Annotated in this window: 1 pseudogene; it reads right to left on the bottom strand. The window is 48.0% G+C overall.

Going from position 1 to position 277, the window contains the following annotated elements:
* Positions 1-221, bottom strand: a pseudogene (locus FS628_RS32230) (transcriptional regulator); the annotation flags it as partial.
* Positions 222-277: the final 56 nt, after the last annotated feature.

Below are 277 nucleotides of genomic sequence, written 5' to 3'. Positions count from 1 at the left end.
ACTCCTGAACCAATCTTATCCAATACCCAATCCGATACCTCAATATCCCCACCTTCCTCAACCCACCTATACCATCTTCTCCTCACCCCTCCCAATTCGCACACCTCTTCTCTCCTCACACCACCCCTTCTCCCCCCACTTCCTCTCCCTAAACCCACCCATTCCCGAGAAATTTTCCAACCCTCTCTTTTCACAAAACTCCACACGCCATCTAACCTCACATCCTACTTCAATCCATCACCTTCCATCCTCCTTATCATGCTACTCATTATACTAT

Source organism: Paenibacillus xylanexedens, assembly GCF_007676705.1.
Classification (GTDB): Bacteria; Bacillota; Bacilli; order Paenibacillales; family Paenibacillaceae; genus Paenibacillus; species Paenibacillus xylanexedens_C.
The sequence above is the reverse complement of the archived record's forward strand: the minus strand, read 5'-3'. Positions and strand labels throughout refer to the sequence as shown.